This window comes from Streptomyces bathyalis (assembly GCF_015910445.1).
Taxonomy (GTDB): Bacteria; Actinomycetota; Actinomycetes; order Streptomycetales; family Streptomycetaceae; genus Streptomyces; species Streptomyces bathyalis.
In genome coordinates, this window is record NZ_CP048882.1 from 1,390,276 (window position 1) to 1,407,936 (window position 17,661).

Here is a 17,661-nt window from a genome sequence, read left to right on the forward strand (position 1 = left end):
CACCTCAGTCCGTTCCGCTGACGACTCGTACATGGCTGTGCCGCGGCGGCGCCAGGCTCCCGGGATCGACTGCGAGGACGAGCGGCCCGCCGGCTTCTTGTTCGTCCGCGACGGGGGCGAAGCCCGCGAACCGCAGCGTCACCAGCATGTTGCGGTTGGTCTCCGTGGGCACGAAGTGCGCGACGGGCCGTCGTCCACCCGCCGCCGCGTCCCGGACGAGGTGGTCGAGGAGCACGGCGCCCACGCCTCTGGAGGCGACCCGGCACGACATCAGCATCAGGCGGAGCACCGCGTCGTCCGCGGCGAGTTCGGTCACGGCCAGGCCGATGATCCCGTAGTCGCCGAATCCGTCGCGGAGTTCGGCGACCTGAACCCGGTGACCGTCCGATGCCGCCAGCTCTCTCAGCTCGTCCGCGTCGTACGTCAGACCCGAGGTGTTGAGCTGATGTGTCCGTACGGTCAGTTCGCTGGCCCGTGACAGGTCGTCCTCGGTGGCGTCCCGTACGGTCATCTCCAGGCCGAGCGAGGCGAGGAAGCCCTGCCGGTCGGCGCCGAACTCCTCCTCGGCCGCCTGGCGTCGCCGTTCGGTGCGGTAGAGCTGCCGGCGCCTGCCGGCCTCTTCCGTGACGAACTCCGGCTGGAACTCGGCCAGATCGGGCAGCGCTGCGGCCTGGTCCGCCGGGTAGCAGCGGACCGTGGGCAGCGCGGACGCCACCTCGGCGCGCTCCACCGGGTCGTTGTCGACGAAGGCCACGGTGTCGAGGCCTATGTTGAGACCTTCCGCGATGCGGCGGACCGCGCCGGACTTGGTGCCCCAGCCCACCTGCACGTCGCAGAACCACTCCTCCAGGCCGTGCCGGCCGAGATGGCGGGAGGTGACGGAGTACTCGCCGCGGCCGGCGGCGGCGTGCACGATGCCCCGCTCGTCCAGCGCGCGCAGCGTCTTGAGCGCGGAGGGAAACGGCTCCGGCTCGTCGCCTTCCAGCACGACCCCGTCCCACAAGGTGTCGTCGAGGTCCCACACCAGGCACTTGACGACGGGTGGGACCGGTGCGTCCGCGGCGGCCGTCATGCCCGCACCTCCGGGGCCGGGGAAGCCGTGCCGGGCGACGCCGTGGCCGTGCCCGCGTGGCGGCGCATCAGCTGCTCGGCGATGTGGAGTTCGGCCACCTGCTGCGCTCCTTCGATGATCTCCATGACCTTCGCGTCCCGGAAGTGCCGCCCGGCGCGGCTGTCCGGCTCGCAGCCGGCCGAGCCGAGGATCTGCACGGCCGTGCTGCTCGCGGAGGCGGCCGCCGCGGCGGCGGCGTACTTGGCGACGATGGTCTCCGTCACCGACCCCGGCGCGCCGCCGGCCCGGAACTCGGCGGCCCGGCGGGCGAGTTCACGCGCCCCCGCGGTCTCGACGGCCGCCTTCGCGAGCAGCGCCCGCACCGACTGATGGCCGGCAAGTGCAACGCCTCCCTGCGTACGGGCGGCCGCGTGCGCGGTGGCGTCCTCGAGGCACGCCTCGGCCATCCCGACGCAGCCCCATGCCACGGTGAACCGCCCGTGGTCGAGGGCCGTGGCGGCGACGTGGGAGAGTCCCAGCCCGGAGGGCGCGACGAGATTGCTCCGCGGTACGCGCACCCCGTCGAGGCCGATGTGAGCGATCTGCGCGGCCCGCATGCCGAGCTGGCCGCCGACTGGCTCCCTGCTGACGCCCTCGCGGTCCGCCTCGACGACCACCGCGGCCGGCTTGCCCTGGTCCTGCCCCAGCACCAGAAGCAGCTGTGCGACCTGCCCGAAGGTGATCCACTTCTTGTGTCCGGTGACCGTCACATGCTCACCGTCGCCGGCGTCCTCGATGCGGGTGCGGACGGCCGAAAGGGCGCTGCCCGCGGCCTCCTCGGTGGCGGCGAAGCCCGCGGTCAGCTCACCGCCCGCCAGCAGTGGCAGCCACCGGGCACGCTGTTCCCTGGTCCCCCAGCGGTGCAGTGCCGCCGCGACCATCCCCTGCACCGTGACCAGTCCGCGCAGCGCGCTGCACACGCCGCCCAAGTGCGCGCAGATCTCGCCCAGTTCGGCGGGGGAGACGCCCGGTCCGCCGTAGTGCTCAGGCAGCCCGGCCCCGAGCAGGCCCGCGGCGGCGGCCTCTTTGCGTGCGCCTGCGGGCAGTCCGCCATCGCGGTCCCAGCCGGCGGCGCGGCCCCGTACCTCCGAGGCGAACCGGGCCGCCTCGGCGACGACCGCCGGACTCCCCGTCCCCGATGCCCGGTTCACCGGTTCACCGGTTCTCGATATATTCGGGCGAACCGGTCTTGCGCTGCACGAACCGGGTGATGCGGTTCGCCGTACGGAAGCTCTCCAGGTCGAGGTCCTCGACCTCCACGATGAGGGAGAAGCGGCCCTCGACGAAGGTCACCAGTTCCAGCGCGAAGAGCGAGTCCGCGAGGCCGAGTTCGAAGTAGTCGTCGTCCGGGCCGACTTCGCTGCGCAGCGCCGCGGAGAGGAACTCCGTGATCTCCCGCGTGATGTCGTTCACTGTGCGTGCGCTCCCGTCTCGGGCTGAGGTCCGATCTCGGCCAGCAGCACGCTCCACGCCGCCACCGGGCTCACGTTGATCAGCACGGCGTGGTCTCCCTCGGTGAGTTCACCGCGCTCAATCGCCGTGTAGAGGTTGAGGAACACGTCGTTGGGGCCCAGATGTCCGTAGCGCCGCAGGTTCTCCCGGCAGACCGGCATGATGCCGATCCCGAGGGACTCCTCGGTGAAGGTGAACCCGGCCGCGGACAGGTTCTGGCTGAGGTGGCCGCGGATGTCGCCGGGCTTCAGCCCGTTGCGCTCCAGCAGCCCGCTGAGCAGGCCCGACAGCCTGCCGCGGCTCTCCATCGCGAGCCGGAATGAGTACGTGGAGGGGTCACGGCACACCTCCTGCCACTGGTCGGCCGGCCGGTCGCGGTACTCCACGTGGAAGAGGTCCCAGTGCTCCCCGTTGGTCTCCTGGACGATGTCCAGGAGCCGCACCGGGGCGGGGCCGGAGTCGCCACGGGAGAGCAGCAGCGCCTGCCCGCCGTCCCCGTTCACCGTCACGGGGTGGCGGTAGCGGCCCGCGGCGGCCGGCTTGCTGCCGTGCACGACGAGCACGTCGCCCAAGTCCCGGTCGGCGCACATGAGTCCGCGTGCCGCCAGCAGCGCGGGCGTGATCGAGACGCAGCCCAGGCCGCCCACCGTGAAGGTGACCGCCCTCTCCGCACCCAGCAGATGCTGCAGCCTGGTCGCCTCGGAACTGAGCAGCGTCTCCGGAGCACGCGGCTCCACGACGATCAGTGCGCCCAGGTCACGTGCGGCGAGCCCCGCCCGGTCGAGCGCCTCCCGTGCGGCGAGTTCGCCGAGTGCCGCCGCGTTCAGGCCGTCGTCCGCCCGTACCGTCTCGATGCCCAGGGCGAGGCACGTGCTCCGCTCGCTCGCGCCCAGCGACGCCAGTTCGGCCAGGTCCGGCACCGCCACAGCCGTTTCGGGCACATGCCAGGCGGCGCTCCGCACGGCCACCCGAAACGCGCGTTCTCCCGCGACTTGAGGCGTCACGCATCCTCCCCGAATTCTTCTGGTCGGGCGGGATGCTACAGGGGCGGCCCGGCCGGGAGAAGGGAGGAATTCGAGAATGGATATTCACCGCGAAAGGCGCCCGCTCCGCCGCGGTTTCCTGTATTGGAGAGGACTCCGGACGCCTCCGCAGGATCGTTCTGGGCGATTTTTCCTGGGAGTTCACCGAGTATGGACGCTCTGCCCGGATTAAGCGGTTCGCGCACGCCGGAACATTGCATTCCGGAAGGCCGGTCCTTTCACCGGTGCAGACCACTGGCACCCCGACTCCGGCGAATCCCCTCCGGCTCGCGGCGGCAGCCGCACTGCCGCCGCAACGGGCTCGGCCGGGCGCGAGGGCCCGTGAGGAAGCCCTTCAGCCCATCTCCTTCACCAGGTGGGCGGGCCGCATGTCGGTCCAGTTCTCCTCGACGTAATCCAGGCACGCCTGACGGCTGTCCTCGCCGAAGGCGATCGTCCAACCCTCGGGGATGTCGGCGAACGCGGGCCACAGCGAATTCTGCTTCTCATCGTTGACGAGTACATAGAACGAGCCGTTCTCGTCGTCGAACGGATTGCTCATCAGGTCTCTCCCCGGTATGCGAGTGGAAAGCCGCTCCCCCACCCTCTCGGCGGTGCATGCTCCCGCAGTCACGGGCGCCCCGCAAGTATTCCGCGGACGAATGGAACTCTCCAGCCCTGTGTGGGCGAAGGGCTTATTCTCCCGCACAGGGAACAGCATTCCGTGAAGACCGGGCGGTACCTCTGTCCGGCCGGCCCGCTGCCGCCTGCCGGAATGGACGGGGATTCCGTATCCGGGACGGACACCGGCGCCCTCTTCGAGAGCCTCCGGGTCCTGACGGCGCGCGACTTCTGCGCTGACACCCGTGTGCCCCGTCCACGGTCACCCGGTGGACGGGGCACACGGTCGGGACCGGCCGAACCGGTGGGCGGACGGCGGGCCCGCCGCCTGAACCGCCCCGCGGTCCGCTAACGCACCCCGAGCTCCCGGAGCACCTTGCGCTGGCCGCCGCTCAGGCGGGTCGGGAAGTAGAGGTAACACACGCCGCCCGTACCGGACTTGACCTTGCCGTCGGCGTCCTTGCGCTTGGTGCGCAGCCAGATGTTCTCCCACTGGCGGCGCTTGTAGACGCGCCGGACGGCCTCGTTGTCCTCCGAGGCCGGGTCGTTGGCGATGATGTCACCGTCCTGCGTGACGCCGATGACGGTCATCAGATGGCCCGCGGTGCCGTAACCCGCGCCGTCCAGTTCGGACTCGATGAAGGACTGCGAGGTGATGACGGGGATGCCCGCCGCCACGAGCCGCTCGACGTCGGTGAGGCTGCCGAGCCGGGTGACCACCGCCTCCATGTCGCGGTAGGTGGCCGCATAGGCCGCGTTGAAGGGCCAGTTGCCGCAGCCCTCGTACTGGTAGTCGAAGGTGTAGCGCGCCGCGTGACACACCTGCGGGTCCGTGAAGTCGGGGTCGACCCACTCCAGGTCCTTCTCCGACCGCTTGCGGCCCCAGTATTCGAGGATCATCGTCGAGGAGGTCGGGCTGCACCAGGCCTCGCCGCCGCCGTCGTACTCGGGGTACCGGCCCTTGTGCACCTCCTGCGAGTAACGCGGAACCTCGAGCTCGACGCCGCTGCCCGGTCCGTCCTGGCCGTCGCCGGAGGTCCACACGCCCATCGTGTACCAGGGCGTCTTCGTGCCGTCGGAGTAGACGCCGGGGAGTTCGACGCGCAGCCAGGTGCCCTTCGGGGTGTGTGCGTTCCACGAGGTGATGACTTCGCCTGCCGCGAGGCCCGCCGGCCGCAGCGGCGACTTCCACGTGGCGTACTCCCAGGTGGCGCTCTCCCCGGTGTGCGGGTCCTTGTACTTCGCCGTGCCCTGAGGGGTCTCGAAGACGACGGCGGGACGGCCTCCCCCGGCCACGCGGGTGCCCTCGGCCTTGCCTGCCGCCCAGTCGCTGCGGGTGTTCCAGCTGTGCAGCGAGACCTTCGACTTGCTGCCTCCCGCTCGTCCGGGCACGGCCCGCTCGGCGGCGGAAGCCGGCGAGGCGGCCGCCACGGCAGCTGTGGCGACGGCGGCGGCGAGTACGGTGCGGCGCGTGGTGGGTCTGCTGTTCATGGCCATGGATCCCTCAACCTCGGTTTCCATGCAGCAGGTGCGCGTCAGAGTGCCACTATCCCCGCTCCGGCGCCCACCGGGGCCAGCAGTCCGGCTCCGACGCACTCACCAATATTGGAGTGGACCAGTGCCACGGGGAGGCCGCAGCACCCCTCGGGCGGTTCCGTACGCTGATCCGGTGTCTCCGGTGTCCAGGCCCCGCTCCGTCGGGTCCGTCTCAGGGTTCCTTCGCACGATGTTGCTGGCCCGAGTGCCGGGCGTCCGGTGCCTGCAGGGCGTCGAAGGCCTCGTCGACGAGAGTCGGCAGATGCCCGCTGCCGTTGCTGTCCACCCACACGGTGAGCGCGGTGGTCAGTGCGGCCAGTGATGCTGCTGCCAGGACACGGACTCGCAGGGGGTCTGCGGTCGGCTGGCGTGCCGTCAGGGCGTCGGTGAAGAGCTGTTCCGTGGCGTGCTGGTTCTGCCATTGGCGGGCACGGAGGGCCGGCGTGGTCAGCACGAGTCGTGTGCGGACGAGCAGCGCTTCTTTGTCTGCCTCGTAGATCCTCGCCAGGCCCTGGCTGAGGGCGTGGTGGAGAGCGGTGAGGGCGTCTTCCTCCGGCGGCCGTTCTTCGATGAGCCGCGCGATCAGGGGGTCGTAGTCGTCTGATTCGACGACGGACTCCTTCGTGGGGAAGTACCGGAAGAAGGTCATGTGGGAGACGCCGGCGGCCGTGGCGATCTCCTCGACGGTGGTGTCGTCGTAGCCCTGGTCGAGGATGAGCCGTAGTGCGTGTTCCTGGATGTTCCTGCGGGTCTGCGCCTTCTTGCGTTCACGCAGGCCCCGAGCTTCCGGCGGAGTGCTGTCAGCAGGCGACGTCAAGGCTCTTCTCTCTCCGTTCGGGACGGCGACAAAGGTGTGGGCTACCAGGATCACCGGGCATCTTCGACGCCCAGGGCCCTCGTGAGCCACTTGTTCAGTCCGGTCACGGAGGTGCCGCGCCAGGCGAGGTGGGCATCGGGTCGCACGAGCATCACGTGCGGCCCGAGGGGCTTGGAGGGTGTGAGAGCGGCGATCTTGTCGGTGCCTCCGAGTCGCCGGTGGGTGAGCGCGAGACAGTCTGCTGCTCCCGTAGGTGGCATCAACAGTGCCCAGCGGGCTCCGAGTTCGGCGTGCAGCCTGGTTTTGCTCCCGTCGTCCTTCGAGCAGTCCAGGTCGGGGACCCGGTCGCCGGGCTGTGGGCCACGGGAGGTCCAACGGCGCAGGGCGCGGTGCGCGAGGGGACCGCCGCGGTAGCTGATCTTCAGTTGCGAGGCCTGCTTCCAGATCAGCCGCTGCACCGCGGGCCGGTTCATGAGGGGTACGAGCAGGTGATCGCGCAAGGCCCGGGCCGGCGCGCTCTGCCCGGTCACCACGCGGGTCATGGCGCTGGTGGACTCCAGCACCTCCCGTGCGATGGGACGGCGCTCGGCCTGGTACGTCTCCAGCAGGTCCTCCTCGGCCTGCCCCGAGGCGACCAGTACGAGTTTCCACGCCAGGTTCTCCGCATCGCCCAGACCGGTGTTCAGGCCCTGCCCTCCCAGAGGGCTGTGAATGTGGGCGGCGTCGCCGGCCAGGAGGATGCGCCCCTTGCGGTAGGTGGATGCCAGCCGGCGGTGAATGCGGAAGGTGGAGGTCCACAGGGCTTCTTGGACGGGCACGGAGTCGAGCTTCGCCTCTTCTTGCAGTAGCCCGGTGAGTACCTTCAGCAGCCCGTCGGGGTCGAGCTCGCCGCTGATGCCGGCGGGGGCCGGGGCCATCACACGCCAGGTGTTCCCGGGGAGGGGGAAGACGCCGCACATCTGCTCGCCGCGTAGCCACACCGACGCGGCGTCCCGGGGAAGCGGAAGGCTGGCTCGTATGTCTGCGAGGAGGAAGCGTTCGATGACGGCGACGCCGGGAAAGTCGATCCCGGCCGCTCGCCGGACGCGGCTGTGCGCGCCGTCGCATCCCACGAGCCACTGCGCACGGACCGGCCCACCGGCGGCCTCGACGGTGACGCCCTCGGCATCCTGCGCTGCCGTGATCAGCTCCTGGCCCCACTCCACCTCCACGCCCAGTGCGTGCAGACGCCGCCTGAGTCGGGCCTCCACTTCGCTCTGGGAGATGAGCAGGCCGGGGCGGGTCACCAGCCTTGTGGGGTTCCCGACTTTCAGCCGGGCGACGGGACGGCCGTCGACATGAGTGATCACCTGCCTGATGTGGATCGAACTCTCCGGCAGGTCTTCCAACGCGCCCAGGCGGTCCAGGACTTCAGATCCTCTTGGCTGCAGTCCGAGCGCCCGGGATGTCTTCGCCGGCTCCTGAGCACTGTCGATCACCCGGACCGGGACTCCGGCCGCGGCAAGGCCGCACGCCAGCGTGAGTCCCGTCGGACCCGCCCCCGCCACGATCACGGTCGGAGCATTCACATGGGCTCCCATGTTAGGGACTAACATCTGTTAGTCCCTAACAGTAACCGGAGCGACAGGGGGTGCAAACTTCGGGCGCCGGGCCCGACGGGCCAGCCGCGGCGCGCCGCCCCGGACACTCAGGAACGCCACAGCGTCCGAGAGGTCTGGAGAACGTGGACGTCGTGGAGGGGTTCGCAGAGGGCGCGGTATGGGGCCTGCCAAAACGTTTGCAGGGCTTTGACGGCCAGCAGTCGGGACTCGTTGTCCAGATGTCCGGCAGCGGTGGTGGCAGCGCGCAGGCCGCTTGCGCGGAGGACTTCGATCAGATGCTGGAGTACGCCCCCGCAGATATCGGTCACGGCCGGTGTATCGGTGACACGCGAGAGCGTGCCTCCGGTCGCACGGGCACTGGATTCCATCGCGGCGATCAGGCGCACGAGGTGGACGGGCCCCTCGTTCGCGTCCTGGACCATCTCCCGCGCGATGACTTCCAGTGGCTCGCCGCCGGATCGCGACCACGCTTCGACGAGACGGGCCAGTGGCGCTGGGTCGATCAGCCGGTCCTCGGAACGGCCGTAGTCCGCTGCCTGCGCCCAGAGCATCGACGGGCCGACGCCGGGTCGCTCGTGAGAACGGGAACCGGACATGTCACCCCTGTTTCGCTGCAACGGGCCGCTTCACCCGACGTCACAGCGGGCTGTCACTGGTGCAGTTTCGGCTTCAGCGCGTCGCCACGCATTGCCGTCTCCTGGCAGTCTTCGGCCGCCGTAGGCTTCCGCATCGTGGCGCGTGCACGCGCCACGTGCGGTACTGGAAACCGCTTGTGACCTTGAGGTTCCGTCAAGGTCGTGTGGGTGAGGCAGCACTCACGGGCGTCCGCAGAGCCCGGCCAGGTCGTGGTCGTGCCGAGCCGGTCTGCGTCAAGGCGCTGGCGATGGGGGCCTTGCGTCTCGTCGGGCCAGAACGAGCAGCACTGCTGCAGGAATCGTGATCAAGGCGATGATGATGATGGTGTCCACTACCGGGCTGGCGCTCACGATCCCGACGGACACGAGGCTCAGCAAGAGCAGCATCGTCAGCCGTGCCGGCACGCTGCTCCAAGTCCGGGGGCCTGGCGGAATGTCGGTGAACTGCTTGGTCCATCGCGGATCACGGGCCGTGAGGGCAGCATCCATCGCCGCAAGCTGTTCCCTCTCGCGTTTCGACAGCACAGCCACTCCACTTGGACGCATCAACCGCCCGCTCTTCGTCGCACTAACACTCCCCGACCACCTGGCTACGGACCGGGAGAGTGCGACTGGGCGGTGCCATCGTGCTCCCGTCCAGAGATGGAGGCAAGGACCCGCACTCCGTAGCGGTTCCGGACAAGGCCGTGACGGCGAGGCTTCGTGTCGTCAGGCCAGGGCGAAGTAGCGCAGCCAAACGTAGACGGCTGCAAGGGCGACGGTCACCGCGGTGACGATCAGGCCGTACTTCGTGAACTGCCAGAAGGAGATGGGCTGCCGGTTGGATTCGGCGATCCCGAGGACGACGACGTTGGCGGATGCGCCGATGGCGGTGGCGTTGCCGCCCAGGTCGGCACCGAGAGCCAGGGCCCACCACAGGACGTGCTGCCCGTCGCCGCTCCCGCCCATGTCGCGGACGAGGTCGGCGGTGATGGGCGCCATCGTCGCCACGTACGGGATGTTGTCGACGATGCCCGACAAGGCGGCGGAACCGAACAGCAAGAGCATCGAGGCCAGCAGCGGCTCTCCTCCGGTGGCCTTCGCCAGGGACTTCGACAGTTCGCCGATGACACCGGTCTCGATCAGTGCGCCGACCATGACGAACAAACCGGCGAAGAAGGCCAGGGTGGGCCACTCGACTTCCTTCAGCACTGTGCCGGTCTCGGCTGTGGAGACGGCGATCAGCAGCCCGGCACCGAGAAGGGCGACAACGCTCGGCTCGAAATGCAGCACAGGATGCAGCACGAACCCGGCAACGACCAGGACGAGGACGATGAGCGACTGGACCAGGAGCCGAGGGTCGTGGATGGCCTCGCGTTCCTCGAGGGCCATGACCTCCTTTGTGCGTTCCTCGTCGTAGACGAAGACCCGGCGGAACATGATCCGGCACAGCAGGACCAGGACAGCCGTGAGGACCACTGCGATGGGCAGCATGTGCACGAGGAAGTCGTTGAAGGTGAGCCCGCCGCGGCTGGCGATGATGATGTTCGGGGGGTCACCGACGAGCGTGGCGGCACCGCCGGTATTGGAGGCCAGAACCTCGGCGATCAGAAACGGGGCGGACCGCAGCCCGAGCCGCTCGCACACCAGCAGCGTGACGGGGGCGATCAGAAGCACCGTGGTGACGTTGTCCAGCAAGGCAGAGGCGGCCGCGGTGATCACGATCAGCATCGCCATCACGCGGAAGGGCCGGCCGTGGGCGCGCTTGACCGACCAGATCGCCAGGTATTCGAAGACGCCGGTCTGCCGGAGTACGCCGACGATGGCCATCATGCCCAGCAGCAGGAAGATGACGTTCCAGTCGATGCCGGAGCGTTCGCTGTAGAAGGCGGCCTTGTCGTCGGTGGCGCCGATCGCGAGCATCACTGCAGCCCCGCCCAGGGCTGCGGCCGTGCGGTGGATCCGCTCGGTGACGATCAGCACGTACGCGCCCACGAAGGCCGCGATCGCTGCCCAGCTGTGCCAGTCGTTCACGTCTCTCCCAGCAGTCGGTCGAGCAGGTGGGGTGCTGTGATCACGCCGAGCATCCGGGGCGGCGCACCCCGGGCACGGGACCTGTCGGCGGGCCCTTCCATGACTGCGACCAAGGGGCTGCGTTCGTGCGCCATGAGGGCGGCTACTTCGAGCGCGGTGTCCTCCGCGTCCGCCGTCGGTGGCTTGTGCCGTTCACGCTCCGGGGGAAGTGCGTCGGAGACGGGCCTGCCGGCCAGGGCCTGGCACAGCCGGTCGGCATGCTCCTCATCAACGACCCTGGCCAACGCGGGATCCTCGATCACATAGCCGGGTACGAGTAGCTTGACCAGCTGCGAGGCGGGCAGCACCGCCTGCGGTTGATCCCGGTCATCGACCACCAGGAGCCCCGGTAGCCGACGTCCCGCCAGCAGCCGCGCTGCCTCCAGGATGTCGCTGTCGAGGGTCACGGAGGGGTATTCCTCGGCCAGTTCACGTGCGCGCATTGTCGCTCCCCTTCACCATTCCGCCGTGCTCCGCGGCATTCCGACCGGACGCGGAGGTCTGCTGATGCCTTCCCGTATCCCCCTCGTCCGGGATGCCGACCAGTTCCTCGACGCAGAAGAGGCGGGCGATCGGCACGTCGGTGCTGCTGTGGGCAATGATCGAGAAGGCGATGCACACCGCGACCAGCGTGAAGACGTCCTGGCCGTGCGGGACGCCGGATTGCAGCACCAGCAGCCCGTAGACGACCGAGGCGAAGCCCTTGGGCCCGAACCAGGCGGCGGTCAGCCTCTCCCGTCTGTCGAAGTGCGTGCCGATCAGCGACAGCAACAACGATGCGGGCCGGACGAGCAGGATCGTCAGCACGACGGCCGCGTAACCGCCCCAGGAGAGCCCGTCGAAGAGCCGGGGGGTGAGCAGGGCACCGAAGACCAGCAGGGCGCCGAACTTGGCCAACTCTGCCAACGCTTCGCCCAGCGGTTCGAAGGCCTGCTTGCCCTCCGGGGAGACCGACGCCAGCACGGCACCCGCGCAGAACGCCGCCAGGTAGGGGTTCGCGTGCGTCAGATGACAGGCCGCATAGAGGATCACGCCCACCGACAGCGGCAGCAGCGGCTGCAGCTTGGGCTCGGCGCCGAGGAGCGGTACGCGGGTGATCCAGTGAACAGCCAGTGGGAGCACGGCGCCCAGAGCCAGGCCGGCCACCAACTCCAGGAGAACCGCGTCCAGCGACGCCGTAGCGGTGTGCGACGACGGACCCGCCGCGGCGATGAGCACCAGGACGACGGGCAGCGCCAGGCCATCGTTGATGCCGCTCTCCACGTTCAGCAACTGCCGCAGACGAGCCGGGACTTCCTTGCGGCCTACGATCGCGGATGCGAAGACGGGGTCGGTGGGTGACAGCACCGCCCCCACCAGGAACGACGTCGTCCAGTCCAGACCGGCCAGAAAGTGCGCCGCCAACGCCACGCCGACGAACGCCAACGGCATTCCCAGCACCAGAGCCCTGGCCGGCGAACGCCATGCGCCACGGAGACTCGGGAACGAGACGTGCATTCCATCGGTGAACAGCACCGCGAACAGGGCCAGATCCGCGGTCACCGCGACAACGTCGCTGCCCGGATTGACGTGGATCCACCCGAGGAAGCCGTCGCCGACCAGGGCTCCGCCGACGAGGAACAACAAGGAGGTGGAGAGAATCGATCGGGCTGCCAGGCCCGAGAACAGCACCGCTACAAGAAGCGCCGCGCCGAAGACCACTACGAGCACCACGGGAAGCCACCGATCGGAAGAGAGAGCTGTCTCTTGATCGCCGACCAGGCTTCCCGGCACTCCAGGTCAGAACCTTACACGGCCTTTAGCGGTCGGCGACAGGTCGAGGTGATCCCCGCGGAACGCGTCAGATGCACGATGTCAGCAGCAGGGACGGCAAGTGGGGTGATGGATCGCCACAACCCATCGGGTACCAAGCACTCCACGATCAGGGACGCGGCACGCGGTGGTTCACGAGGTGCTGAGCGGGCGCTCAAGCAGGCTCGTCACCTGCTGCGTCATGCATCTCCTCGGCCGCTTCCACCGCCGCATCCATCACACCGCCGTCGCACCGCTGACTTCCGAGACGTCGAGCTCACCCGCCGCGTACCGGCGGCGCAGCTCCTTCTTGTCGAGCTTTCCGACGCTGGTCATGGGGAGGGTCTTCAGCGTGGTCCACCGCTCGGGCAGTTGCCAGCGTGCGACCCGGTCCGAGAGGTGAGTGCGCAGGTCCGCGAATCCGGCTGATGCACCGCTGTGCTGGGTGTGCTCCGCCCAGACGATCACGGCGAGCGGGCGTTCGTCCCAGCGTTCGTCCGGTACGCCGATGACGGCGGCTTCCCGTACGGCCGGGTGTGCCGTCAGATGGTTCTCCAGGTCAACCGAGGAGATCCACTCGCCGCCGGACTTGATGACGTCCTTGGCCCGGTCGGTCAGCGTCACGAAGCCGTCGGGGGTGATGGTGCCCAGGTCACCGGTGCGCAGCCAGCCGTCCCGGAACTTCTCCGGCGCGCCGGTGAGGTGGTACGAGCCGGTGATCCACGGCCCGCGTACCTCCAACTCGCCCACGGTGGCGCCGTCGTGCGGCAGAACGTCGCCGTTCTCGTTGGTCAGGCGCAGTTCGACCGCGGCCGGCGGCCTTCCGGCGGTCGACCGGTAGCGCAGGGCGTCCCCGGGGTCCCCCGCGTGGTGCGGCGCACGTGCCACCGTGCCCAGCGGCGACGTCTCGGTCATCCCCCAGGCGGCGATCACCCGCACTCCGTGCCGTTCCTCGAAGCCGGTCATCAGCGCGGACGGGCAGGCGGCGCCGCCCACCAGCACCTCCTGGAGGGAGGAGACGTCACCGCCGTATGCGTCGAGGTGTGCGAGAAGGGAGCCCCAGACGGTCGGCACGGCAGCGGCGGTGCCGGGGCGTTCGGCTGCGATGAACTCGGCCAGCGGGGCCGCCTGCAGATGGGGTCCCGGCAGCAGCAGGGACGCACCGGACATCAGCGCCGCGTACGGCAGCCCCCAGGCCATCGCGTGGAACATCGGCACGACGGCGAGGGCCCGCACGGAGTCGTCGAGGGACAGGGCATCGGGCATGCACACCTGCATGGAGTGCAGAAAGACCGAGCGGTGGGAGTAGACGACTCCCTGGGGGTCGCCGGTCGTTCCGGACGTGTAGCACATCGCCGCGGCCGAGTCCTCGTCAGGATCGGGCCAGTCGAACTTCTCGGGCGCTTCGCGGAGCAGCTCCTCGTACATGTGGGTCGCCACGCCCGGCAGCGGCTCGGGCGGCTGCGCGCCGCCGACGACGATCACATGCCGGATGCCCGGGAGTTCGGGCAGCAGGGGAGTGAGCAGCGGCAGCAGGCTCTCGTCGACGAGGACGATCCGGTCGTCCGCATGGCGGGCTATGTGGCAGAGCTGCCCGCGCGGCAGCCGCAGGTTCAAGGGGTGGAGGACGGCGCCCATCGCGGGGACTGCCAGATACGCCTCCAGGTGCTCCTGGTTGTTCCACATCAGGGTGGCGACACGCTGGTCGCCGTCGATGCCGAGGCCGCGCAGGGCGGCGGCCAGGCGGGTCGCACGGGCCACGGTCCCGGCGTAGGTGAGACGTCTGGCTCCTCCTTCCGTCCAGGTGACGGCTTCGCTGCGGCCGTGCACGGTGGCGCCGTGGTGCAGCAGGGTGGTCACGGTCAGCGGTCGGCGCTGCATGGTGCTCAGCACAAGGACTCCTGGAGGAAGGAGGAACGGTCGGTAAGTGGGGGCGTACACCCGGGTGTCGGGCAGGAGGTGGCAGTCGGTGCCGGCGGCGGCTTCCGGATCGAGGACGTCGAGGCCTTGAGCAGGGCCACCGGGTCGAGCCGCATGGTGGTGGCGCTGCGCTGCCGTCACCGGCGGGAGATGGCGATTCAGGTCACCGGTTCAGATCTCCGGTTCGTCACAGGTCCGACTCATCGGTCGAGGCCGGTGGCCGGGGCGGGATCCGCCGGCGCGTCTGCGTCCCGCCGTACACGGGCGCGCTTGGCCAGTACGGCGATGGACACGAGCGCGATCACGGCCAGAGCCATGATGTAGGCCGAGACAGCCATCGACGTACCGCTCGCCTCCAGCAGCAGCACCATCATGAACGGAGCCAGACCGCCGCCGGCCACCGCCGCGAACTGATAGCCCAGCGACGCACCGGTGTAGCGCATCTCGGCCGTGAACAACTCGGCGAACAGGGCGGCTTGGGGCCCGTACATGATGCTGAGGAAGCAGCTCGTGACGAACGTGCCGACCCCCAGCAGCCACAGTGACCCGGTGTCGATGAGCAGGAACATCGGCACCGCCCAGACGAGGAGTCCGACGGCCCCGGCCGTGTAGACGGGCAATCGCCCGACGCGGTCCGAGACGGCTGCGGCCCCGGGAATCAGCACGAGTTGGGTGAGACTGACCAGCAGCGAAACCATCAGCACCGAGCTGCGCTCCATGTGCAGGTTGCGCGTCGTGTAGTCCAATACGCCCGTGATGATGATGTAGAACGTGGCCGTGTTGACGGCGAAGGAGCCGCCGGCCAGCAGGACGGTGCCCAAGTGGTGCCGCATGACGGTGCGCAGCGGCGAGCGGGCCGCGCCCTCACGTTCGGCCAGTTCACGCTCCGCCTCGCGGAACTCCGGGGTCTCCTCGACCCGCGTGTGTATGTACCAGGCAAGCAGCAGCACGAGGATGCCGACGGCGAACGGTATCCGCCAGCCCCACGAGCTGAAGGCGGCGTCATCCGTCACGCTCCCGGTGACGAGGAAGGCGACGTTGGCCGTCACCACACCGATGGGCACGCCCATCTGCACGAGGCTGCCGTAGAGTCCCCGCTTGCCCTCCGGTGCGTACTCGGTCGCCATCAGCATCGCCCCGCCCCACTGCGCCCCGACGGCCAGGCCCTGAAGAACGCGCAGGGCGACAAGGGCGATAGGAGCTGCGACACCGATCTGGTCGTATCCGGGGAGCAGACCGATGGCGGTGGTGGCGAGACCCATCGTGGTCAGCGCCAGTACGAGCATCGGCTTGCGGCCGCGCTTGTCGCCGAGCTGTCCGGCGATGATGCCGCCGACGGGCCGGGCGAGAAAACCGACCGCGAACGTCGCGAAGGCGGAGAGGACTTCTGCGACGGGACTGCTGGAAGGGAAGAACTTGCCGCCGAGTACGAGCGCGGCAGCTATGCCGAAGATGAAGTAGTCGTACCACTCAACCGCCGAGGCCGCCGCTGCGGCAGCGGCCACCTTGCGCCGATTGTTCTTCCGCGGGATCGAGGATCCGGCTGAGGTCTTATCCATGGCTGTCCATTGCTTCACGCTCCGGGGGTTGTGACGCGGGAGAGGTGACGGAGAGCGCCGCGCCGCAATTCCGGGCGAAAAGCCCCTCGGGGACGGCTGACGATCCGGCGGCTCCCGGTCGCCTGCATCCGAGCATCCGGACGGCCTGTTGTCCCAGGCGTATCGCCGAAGCCGTTGCCACGGCCAAACAAGGATGTGGCTCCCTTGTGCACGGTGCACAAGGAAAGCGGTGCGCTGCCGCCCGTCCCTACCGTTCACCGACGCGCCGTGCCACGCTGCCCGTCATGGAGCCGGCCGCAGTGTCACCGAACGCGCTCCCCGACGATGTGCCGGGAATCATCGAGGCGATCCGGGACGAGTTGACCGGCCGCTTCGCGTCGGCTGCCGACGACCTGGCGGCTACGACGCTGCGCGACGACCCCGCCTACGCCTCACTGATCACCAGGACCGAGCTGTCCCAGCGCATCCACCGCAACCTGTGCCAGGCGCTCACCGCCGTGACCCAGCATTCGCAGGGTCTGCCCATCGACCTGGACGACGCACTGAGCACCGGCCACCGCAGGGTGCAGCAGGGCCTGCCGCTGGCGTCGTTGCTGCACGCCTACCGGCGCGGCGGACGCCTGCTGTGGGAGGTCGTCACCGAGGTCGTCGCGGAACGCGAGCCGGAGGCCCTGCCCACGCTGCTGCCCGTCGTGTCCGTCATCTGGGACGTGGTGGAACAGATCACGGACGCGGTCGCCGAGTCCTACCGGCAGGCCGACGCCGCACGGGCCGCACGCGACCAGGTGCGACGGCACGCCCTCCTGGACGCGCTCCTCGAAGGCACCGGGGCGGCGGGGCTCGCTTCGGAAGCCGCGGCGCTGCTGGGACTCCCGGAACGTGCCCGGTACGCCGTCGTCGTCCTGCGTGCCGACCCCGCGGGGCGACCGCCTTCCTCCGACCCCGGCTTCCCGGGCGAGGCATCCGGCGTGCGCATCCTGTGGCGCATCCGCGCTGACGGCGAGACAGGCCTGGTCCACCTCGGGGACCGTCCCGTGGAGACACTGCGGGAGTTGCTCGCGCCTCACGCCGTACGGGCGGGAGTGAGCGCGGCCGTCGGCGCCCTCTCCGAGGTGGGACGTGCCCGCTGGCTGGCGGAGCTGGCACTGCGCACCTGCGGACGTACGAGCCCGAAGACCGCGCTGCTCGATGAGCGTCTGCCGATGGCGCTCGTCGCCGCGCAGACCGAACTGGCCGGACGGCTGCGCACGGTGGTCCTCGGCCCGGTCCTCTCCCTGCCGCCCGACGACTGCGCCACGCTGCTGAGCACGCTGGAGGTCTGGCTGACGTCCTCAGGCTCCATGTCCGCCGCCGCACAGCGCCTGTACTGCCACCGCAACACCGTCGCCAACCGGCTGCGACGGCTGGAACAGCTCACCGGGCGCTCGCTGACCGATCCCGCGCACATCGTCGAGAGCTCTCTCGCCCTGACAGCGGTTCAGCAGCTCACGCCCACGGCCGCCGTCCGGTCGCGCGCCAGCTAGGCCCCTGTCGGCGCTCGTCTC

General features: G+C 69.5%; 16 protein-coding genes. 1 reads left to right on the forward strand and 15 read right to left on the reverse strand.

Features of this window, described 5'->3' with window-relative positions:
- Positions 1-4: 4 nt before the first annotated feature.
- The 15 genes from G4Z16_RS06015 to G4Z16_RS06085 all read right to left on the reverse strand — a co-directional run bounded on the left by G4Z16_RS06015 (position 5) and on the right by G4Z16_RS06085 (position 16,117).
- Complete coding sequence (locus G4Z16_RS06015; protein WP_197349569.1) at positions 5-1,072, reverse strand: HAD-IIIC family phosphatase; 1,068 nt, start codon at positions 1,070-1,072, stop codon at positions 5-7.
- Positions 1,069-2,262, reverse strand: coding sequence for an acyl-CoA dehydrogenase family protein (locus tag G4Z16_RS06020; RefSeq protein ID WP_246530699.1), 1,194 nt, complete (start codon positions 2,260-2,262; stop codon positions 1,069-1,071). Before G4Z16_RS06020 ends, G4Z16_RS06015 begins: the two co-directional genes overlap by 4 nt.
- Positions 2,263-2,266: 4 nt before the next feature.
- Positions 2,267-2,524 (reverse strand): acyl carrier protein, encoded by a 258-nt coding sequence (locus G4Z16_RS06025; protein ID WP_197349571.1) that lies wholly within the window; start codon positions 2,522-2,524, stop codon positions 2,267-2,269.
- Positions 2,521-3,504 (reverse strand): 3-oxoacyl-ACP synthase, encoded by a 984-nt coding sequence (locus G4Z16_RS06030; RefSeq protein ID WP_246530700.1) that lies wholly within the window; start codon positions 3,502-3,504, stop codon positions 2,521-2,523. The genes G4Z16_RS06025 and G4Z16_RS06030 overlap by 4 nt, the downstream gene beginning before the upstream one ends.
- Before the next feature lie 436 nt (positions 3,505-3,940).
- Complete coding sequence (locus G4Z16_RS06035) at positions 3,941-4,147, reverse strand: MbtH family protein (protein WP_281393665.1); 207 nt, start codon at positions 4,145-4,147, stop codon at positions 3,941-3,943.
- 407 nt (positions 4,148-4,554) lie between these two features.
- Positions 4,555-5,697: a peptidase C39 family protein gene (locus G4Z16_RS06040; RefSeq protein WP_425508051.1), complete on the reverse strand. Its 1,143-nt coding sequence runs from the start codon at positions 5,695-5,697 to the stop codon at positions 4,555-4,557.
- Positions 5,698-5,914: 217 nt separating this feature from the next.
- Complete coding sequence (locus G4Z16_RS06045) at positions 5,915-6,559, reverse strand: acyl-CoA-like ligand-binding transcription factor (protein ID WP_246530701.1); 645 nt, start codon at positions 6,557-6,559, stop codon at positions 5,915-5,917.
- 50 nt (positions 6,560-6,609) lie between these two features.
- Entirely contained in the window at positions 6,610-8,127 is a 1,518-nt protein-coding gene (locus tag G4Z16_RS06050; RefSeq protein WP_246530702.1) for an FAD-dependent monooxygenase, read from the reverse strand.
- Between the two features lie 119 nt (positions 8,128-8,246).
- Positions 8,247-8,756, reverse strand: coding sequence for a hypothetical protein (locus tag G4Z16_RS06055; protein ID WP_197349577.1), 510 nt, complete (start codon positions 8,754-8,756; stop codon positions 8,247-8,249).
- Positions 8,757-9,029: 273 nt separating this feature from the next.
- On the reverse strand, positions 9,030-9,320 hold the full coding sequence (locus G4Z16_RS06060; RefSeq protein WP_197349578.1) for a DUF3040 domain-containing protein: 291 nt from the start codon (positions 9,318-9,320) through the stop codon (positions 9,030-9,032).
- 183 nt (positions 9,321-9,503) lie between these two features.
- Positions 9,504-10,808 (reverse strand): ArsB/NhaD family transporter, encoded by a 1,305-nt coding sequence (locus G4Z16_RS06065; protein WP_197349579.1) that lies wholly within the window; start codon positions 10,806-10,808, stop codon positions 9,504-9,506.
- The gene (locus tag G4Z16_RS06070; protein ID WP_197349580.1) at positions 10,805-11,290 is read right to left on the reverse strand and encodes a CBS domain-containing protein; all 486 of its coding nucleotides are present in this window, start codon (positions 11,288-11,290) and stop codon (positions 10,805-10,807) included. Before G4Z16_RS06070 ends, G4Z16_RS06065 begins: the two co-directional genes overlap by 4 nt.
- A complete protein-coding gene (locus tag G4Z16_RS06075) occupies positions 11,277-12,560 on the reverse strand; it encodes a cation:proton antiporter (protein ID WP_197349581.1) in 1,284 nt (427 codons plus the stop codon). The genes G4Z16_RS06070 and G4Z16_RS06075 overlap by 14 nt, the downstream gene beginning before the upstream one ends.
- A gap of 315 nt (positions 12,561-12,875) precedes the next feature.
- Positions 12,876-14,531 carry a long-chain fatty acid--CoA ligase gene (locus G4Z16_RS06080; RefSeq protein ID WP_197349582.1) on the reverse strand — a complete coding sequence of 552 codons (1,656 nt, stop codon included), beginning with the start codon at positions 14,529-14,531 and terminating at the stop codon, positions 12,876-12,878.
- 227 nt (positions 14,532-14,758) lie between these two features.
- Positions 14,759-16,117 (reverse strand): MFS transporter, encoded by a 1,359-nt coding sequence (locus G4Z16_RS06085; protein ID WP_197349583.1) that lies wholly within the window; start codon positions 16,115-16,117, stop codon positions 14,759-14,761.
- Positions 16,118-16,401: 284 nt separating this feature from the next.
- Between G4Z16_RS06085 and G4Z16_RS06090 the strand changes: the two genes are divergently transcribed.
- Entirely contained in the window at positions 16,402-17,640 is a 1,239-nt protein-coding gene (locus G4Z16_RS06090; RefSeq protein WP_197349584.1) for a PucR family transcriptional regulator, read from the forward strand.
- Positions 17,641-17,661: the final 21 nt, after the last annotated feature.